The sequence below is a fragment of the cf. Phormidesmis sp. LEGE 11477 genome (assembly GCF_015207105.1).
Taxonomy (GTDB): Bacteria; Cyanobacteriota; Cyanobacteriia; order Phormidesmidales; family Phormidesmidaceae; genus Phormidesmis.
On the sequence record NZ_JADEXO010000194.1, the window covers coordinates 1 to 5,970 of the forward strand.

At 52.1% G+C, this 5,970-nt stretch carries 5 protein-coding genes and 1 pseudogene; 4 read left to right on the forward strand and 2 right to left on the reverse strand.

The genetic code is table 11. The annotated features are described in order from the left end of the window. Positions 1-220: 220 nt before the first annotated feature. Positions 221-817, forward strand: a complete 597-nt coding sequence (gene cbiT / locus IQ256_RS28090; RefSeq protein ID WP_193858993.1) for a precorrin-6Y C5,15-methyltransferase subunit CbiT — start codon at positions 221-223, stop codon at positions 815-817. A 135-nt stretch (positions 818-952) separates the two neighbouring features. Next, on the forward strand, positions 953-1,822 hold the full coding sequence (locus IQ256_RS28095; protein WP_193858994.1) for a phosphatidate cytidylyltransferase: 870 nt from the start codon (positions 953-955) through the stop codon (positions 1,820-1,822). 42 nt (positions 1,823-1,864) lie between these two features. Here the strand turns inward: IQ256_RS28095 and IQ256_RS28100 are convergent, their stop codons facing one another. Continuing rightward, positions 1,865-2,638 carry a DUF2993 domain-containing protein gene (locus IQ256_RS28100; protein WP_193858995.1) on the reverse strand — a complete coding sequence of 258 codons (774 nt, stop codon included), beginning with the start codon at positions 2,636-2,638 and terminating at the stop codon, positions 1,865-1,867. 326 nt (positions 2,639-2,964) lie between these two features. On the opposite strand from IQ256_RS28100, the gene IQ256_RS28105 reads away from it, so the two are divergent. After that, positions 2,965-4,254, forward strand: a complete 1,290-nt coding sequence (locus tag IQ256_RS28105; protein ID WP_193858996.1) for a DUF4912 domain-containing protein — start codon at positions 2,965-2,967, stop codon at positions 4,252-4,254. 132 nt (positions 4,255-4,386) lie between these two features. Here IQ256_RS28105 and IQ256_RS28110 read toward each other — a convergent pair whose 3' ends face one another. Further along, entirely contained in the window at positions 4,387-5,460 is a 1,074-nt protein-coding gene (locus IQ256_RS28110; protein ID WP_193858997.1) for a hypothetical protein, read from the reverse strand. A 20-nt stretch (positions 5,461-5,480) separates the two neighbouring features. Here IQ256_RS28110 and IQ256_RS28115 point away from each other — a divergent pair. Next, positions 5,481-5,970, forward strand: a pseudogene (locus IQ256_RS28115) (alpha-mannosidase); the annotation flags it as partial.

The window sequence follows — 5,970 nt, forward strand, 5'->3', positions numbered from 1 at the left end:
CCCCCGGCATCCCCCTACTCCTACCTGGCGAAACTATTACCGAGGGTTCGATCGCCCACCTGCAAACCATCCTCAAAGCAGGCGGCCTGATCACTGGCAACAGCGACCCGAGCCTGCAAACCATTTTGACCGTCGCATCCTGAGTCACTTGACAGCAGCTATAGCTGAGCGGAACCGAAGCTGCTAACATTCAGCCAACCCTTCGTCACCGCCTCTACGCATGTCCGAACTCTGGCCCTACGCCACTCCCGGCATCCCCGACCGGCTATTTCAGCAGCTTCCCGGCATTCCCCTCACCAAGCGAGAAGTTCGCCTGCTAGTCATCGGCTACCTCCGGCTAAAGCCTGATGCTTATCTCTGGGATATCGGCGCGGGCACAGGCACTATTGCTATCGAGGCGGCTTTGCTATGTCCAAAAGGCACTATGACGGCAGTCGAACGAGATGAAGAAGTTGCTAAGCTGATTAAAACAAACTGCGATCGCTTTGATATCACTAACATAGAAGTCATCTCTGGCAGCGCACCCGAGTGTCTGCACCATATCGAAGATCAGCCAAGCTGCATTCTGATTGAGGGCGCACCGCTGCAAACGACTCTGGAGACGGCTTGGCAAAAGCTGGCGCTCGATGGCCGCATCGTCGTTACCGCTAATAACCTAGAAGCGCTCTACACTACCTCCGAAACCTTTGCAAAGCTCCAGGTTCGCAATATCGAAGTCGCTCAGCCTGCTGTCAACCGCCTAGAAACAAGAGGTAATCGACAAGTTTTCGCAGCCCTCGATCCTATCTTTATCATCAGCGGTGACAAACTCGAATAAGCGGGAACGCTCAATAATCAAGTTAGACTTAACTGTATTGATTGATCCCTGATACCTGATCTATCTGACTTAAACCATCTCTCGTTCCGCAACTGCGTACCCGTGAGACTGCCGTTCACCTGAGTTAACACGTCTATGCCGTGGGTTCGCATTGCTAGTGGAATTGTCGCGATCGCCATCGCCCTGACCCTTATTATCTTGGGCGGATGGTACTTCACCCTAGGGTTTAGCATCATTGTCTATCTTGGTCAGCTCGAAGTCTTTGGGCTAGTTCGCGCCAAAGGCATTAACCCGGCGGCCAAAACGACGCTGATTGTCAGCCAGATCTTGCTAGTCAGTGCTCATATCTCTCCGCCAGTGGCGGATGCGACGCTCGCCCTAGCAGGCACCTGCATTTGTTTCTATCTTCTTTTTCAGCCCAACTTTGCGACTATCGCCGACGTTGCCGCTTCCATTCTGGCTCTCTTCTACGGCGGCTATCTGCCCACTTACTGGATTCGTTTGCGCGACTTAGGCGCAGAAGCAGTCACCAACCTACCTTTGGGCGGGTACTTTCCCGAAATTTTTAGCTGGTCGGCGCTTCCTGCTGGGCTTACCATCACCTTCATCGCCTTTGCCTGCATCTGGGGCGCAGATATTGGTGCCTATGCCTTTGGGCGTGCTTTTGGTCGCACGCCGCTGTCCAACATCAGCCCCAAGAAAACTGTAGAGGGCGCTATCTTCGGCATCGGTGCTAGCGTCAGCATCGGCATTGTCGGCGCTTGGTCACTGGGCTGGTCGATTTGGTGGCTAACCGGGACGGCGCTGGGCACCATCATTGGCATCTCTAGCCTGCTTGGCGATCTGACCGAATCTCTGATGAAACGCGATGCTGGTGTCAAAGATTCAGGCACGTTGATTCCTGGGCATGGCGGCATTCTCGATCGAACCGACAGCTACGTTTTCACAGCGCCGCTAGTCTACTACCTCGTCGTCTATCTTCTACCGCTGCTTGGCCGATATTAGCAAGACATCAGTAGAAGAAGAAAAAGTAGCAAGAGAAAGAGATTAGGGCCTCACCATGACCTGGCCTTCGCAGGTTAGCTGAGTCGGCTGCAAATCTAGCTGCGTTAGTTGAGTATCTTCTCCTAGATTCCAGCGGAAATCAGAGAGAGAGTCAATCGGTTCTCCCTGGGTGATATCAGGCAGCATTGCCATACTATTCAACCAGTGAGGCGACGATAGCTGTAGGTAGTGGTCTGAAACAACAGACAGCCGTGCGCCCAAAATAATTGGCCCTTCATCGGTTTGGCCTTGACTATACGGGTAAAAACTGAGCGCCAAGCAACCGTCGCCCAATTCGATGAGCGGACGATGCAGCTCGGTGTCTGACTGTAGCGATCGCACCCCATAGCGCTGCTCTACTGCCTGAGCAAACGCTGGCAGTTGAACCAACACTCCCCAAAAATCAGCCAAGCCTTCAGCCAGCAAAGGCGACGATACCGAAGTGGCCACATCTGCATCACTCAAAAGCACCCGCCCCTTCACCGGAAACTGTTTCATCAGTCGCAGCGGCTTTCCGCGCACCACCTGCCCTAAATTAATCCGAATATCCTCAGCGGCTAGCTTCACCTCAGATAGCTGCAATCCTTTGTAAACAGCATTCTCTGCCGAGATAGAAACGCCTGGAATATAGCCAGAAATCAACTGGCGATCGCGTCCTCGCAAATCAATCGCCAGAGAATCTACCTGCTCTACCTGAGCTTGCAACCATAGCCGCACAGCTCCCGGCAAAACTCGTCCGATAATCTGGCCTCGCCGCTCCTCTTTATCCTTATCCATATTCTTCTTCAAAGTTAGCTTCAGTCACAGATTCATAACTCTCGACAATCACTATTATCTGCCCCAATCGTCGTGAGCCAAGTGCATTGGTAAGTACTAGCAAATACACGGACAAGAAATAGAGTTTATGTCATGAATTCATGATTATTTGATCCCACGCGATCCCAAAACATAGGGATCACAGCCTCTCACGGGAAAATATTGTTGACTGTTGCGATCCCCGCTTGCATATTTGCCCTATTATTAAGCTATCGATACAAAAGGCGATCCCCGCTCGCTATGTCGGGATCAGATTTTGAATAAGAAACCTGAGGAATAATATGATTATGTCAACACCAGTCCCTAACATTCCATTAGAAGAGATGACTCTTCGTCAGCTACGTAGGGTAGCCAGTGAGTACGAAGTTTCTAGATATAGCCGGATGCGTAAGGTAGAGCTTGTCGCCGCCATCCAGCAAAAGCAGGCTGAAGCCGGAGTTCGTAGCGTACCGACTGACGTAGCTGAGCCGATGACTGGGCAAGTCGCTATTGAGGCTTCCAAGTTTACCAGTGGCGTTGACGGTGCTGACAGTGCTGTTAGTACGGCTACATCCGTAGCGACTCGTAGCCTTAGCATGGAACATCTGGCGAGCGTAGACGAAGGACTTGGCGACCTTCCTGGTGGCTATGGTGAAAGCCGTATCGTCTTACTGCCTCGCGATCCGCAGTGGGCCTATGCATACTGGGATATTCCCAACGAACACAAGCAAGAGCTGCGTAACCAGGGGGGTAGACGACTAGCCCTACGTTTCTACGATGTCACGGACATCGATATCAATACTCAAAGCCCTCACAGTCTCCAACAGTACGAGTGTGGCGAAGTTGCCCGTGAGTGGTATTTGCCAATTCCGGTGAGCGATCGCGACTACTCCATCGAAGTAGGCTATATCTGCGACGATGGCCGCTGGCTAACGCTTTCACGCTCAGCCGCAGTCCGTATTCCGCCTGTCTATCCGTCTGATTGGATCGAAGATAAGTTTGTCACAGTTAGTTGGGACCAGGAGCTTCGGGGCCGCGCTGTTACCAAACTGGTTTCCCCCGAACAGAAGGCTGCCGCTGCTGGCAAAGCAGGCTACCAGGCAGGAGAGAATCCGCTGTACGACGACATCTTTGCCAAAGCCCAGTCCGCAGAAGCGATGCGCCTAGCTGGATCACTCTTCGGCTCTATGCATCAAGTTCCAGAACAGTCAGTCAGCTCTTACGTCTTCCCATCTGGGGCCGGGCTTTGGGCACTGCCTACCGCATCTGGAATCAACATGTCTGGTGCAGGAATGTTCCCCTCCGCTCCACCCGCAAAGCCTCGTAAGTTTTGGCTGATTGCAGATGCAGAGCTGATCGTCTACGGCGCAACTGAACCGGATGCTACAGTCACGGTCGATGGTAAAGAAATCGAGCTAGAGCCAGACGGTACCTTCCGCTTCCACATGTCTTTCCAAGATGGCGTAATCCGCTATCCCATCGTGGCAGTTGCCAAAGACGGCGAGCAATCTCGTTCTATTCACATGGACTTCGAGAGAAAGACGCTGTCTCGCAACACCGACACGAAGGCAGAAGCAGTAGAAGAGTGGTTCGCATAAGCCACGCCGCTCATAGCTGCTGTCGAGTTGCTTAGCCAAGAAACCGATCAAATCAAAGTGAAAGGGAGAAGACAGCGTTTGAACTTCTCCCTTTTTTAGTTGCATTCATATTTGCATTCAATTGTACTAAGTTCAGATATCCCGAGTGCTGGCAAGCCATCGCTGCCAGACTTCCGCGAGCGTCTTCCACCGATTCTCAAGCCAAGTCAAAACGCGATCGACCCATTTCAAAGCCGTTTCCAAAGGATGTTCAACATACTCAAACGCAGTTACCTTTACATCCAGCAATCTATCAGTCGTAACATTCAAATCAGCCTCCGACGGAGGCACAGGCCGTAGATCCTCTCCAGTTTTACCCACGGGCAAAGGAACAGCGTTCACAAACTCCAAGCTCAACTGGCTCAATTGACAACTGCCAGGTAGTTCACTAGTTACGGTATCAGGTAAAGCAGCAGAGGCGCTCTTTAGCCTTCTAACGTTCCACCGAGGCTTCAAATTGGCAACGGCTTCTAACAACGCCACCCAAAAAGAACGTGTGGGCCACACTAGACTGCTGTTAGCTGGGTGGGAAGAGACTGCGCTAGTTGGCAAGTCGGCAGACGGGCTAGCAGGCAAGTCAGTAAATTGAGAAGTAGTGGCGATCGCACTCTCGCAGATTTCCTCAGAACCAGGCTGATCGCCTTCAACAGGCAGATCAGATTCGACAGGTACCATCCTGCCTACTGCCGTTCTCAAAATACTCGCGGTCCTGGTCACCAACGCAGAAACGGCCTTGGAAATTGGCCTAAAAGTAATTCGCTCAGCTAAACTACCCGTCTTCTTATCTACCTTCTGATCTAACAGTTCCTTAGATACGCCTTCCTCAGACGCAGCCTCATTAGGCACCAGCGATCGAGACCGCACCATCAATTCACCGCCTACAGATTCCAATCGGCTGATCGCCTTCGAAAAGACCGCTGGCAAACGTCTTTTCGCGACAGCCCCTCTCAACTTCTGCCTGGCCGACTGAGATAGTCGAACCACAGCATACGCTGGAGCCATCGCTAGCACGGCCCCAACTTCAGCGCCTAGAGCTACAGTCGATCGCGTAGTCACAACAGCCCGACGATGCCGGTCTAGACCTAGGCGGTACTGCCCAACCAAAAATCGTAATATATTGCTTTGATACGGGCCAGACATATCAACTAGCGCCCACCGCTTCTTCATCTCCAATTTTACCGGAAGTCATGGCCTCAGACCTTACCTCTACCCTCCCAGCTAGCTTACTCAGCAGCCTCAATCGTCTGCGTCAGCTCAACACTCAAGATGTCCAGGCTAGATGGCAACAGTACTTAGAGACATCTCAGGAGATCCTCACGCCCGCCGATCTATTAGGAGCCCAGAGCACTCTTCACTGGCCCATCGCCCCCCTGAACGATCGTCAACATATTGCCTGGGATAAAGGACTACAGGTTCTCTGGCTCTATCAAACGATTGAAGTGCCTGCTAAGCAAAAAGGATATCCACTGACAGGTTTGATTCTTAGACTTTCGCTCACTTGGTGGGCAGAAGATGCCCAGATTTATGTAGATGGAGCGCTGGTGCAGTCGGGTGATTTATTTGAGTGTTTCGCCCGTGTCTGTCTTAGCGAAAGCGTTCAAACAGGGCAAGTATTTCAGGTGGCTATCCGCTTAGTCAGTCCTAGCCACGATAACGGCGCATTGGTGCGATCGCACC

Excerpts from the sequence above, each read along its gene's own strand:
- cbiT (WP_193858993.1), top strand. The coding sequence starts at position 221 with ATGTCCGAACTCTGGCCCTACGCCACTCCCGGCATCCCCGACCGGCTA.
- IQ256_RS28095 (WP_193858994.1), top strand. The coding sequence starts at position 953 with ATGCCGTGGGTTCGCATTGCTAGTGGAATTGTCGCGATCGCCATCGCC.
- IQ256_RS28100 (WP_193858995.1), bottom strand. The coding sequence starts at position 2,638 with ATGGATAAGGATAAAGAGGAGCGGCGAGGCCAGATTATCGGACGAGTT.
- IQ256_RS28105 (WP_193858996.1), top strand. The coding sequence starts at position 2,965 with ATGTCAACACCAGTCCCTAACATTCCATTAGAAGAGATGACTCTTCGT.
- IQ256_RS28110 (WP_193858997.1), bottom strand. The coding sequence starts at position 5,460 with ATGAAGAAGCGGTGGGCGCTAGTTGATATGTCTGGCCCGTATCAAAGC.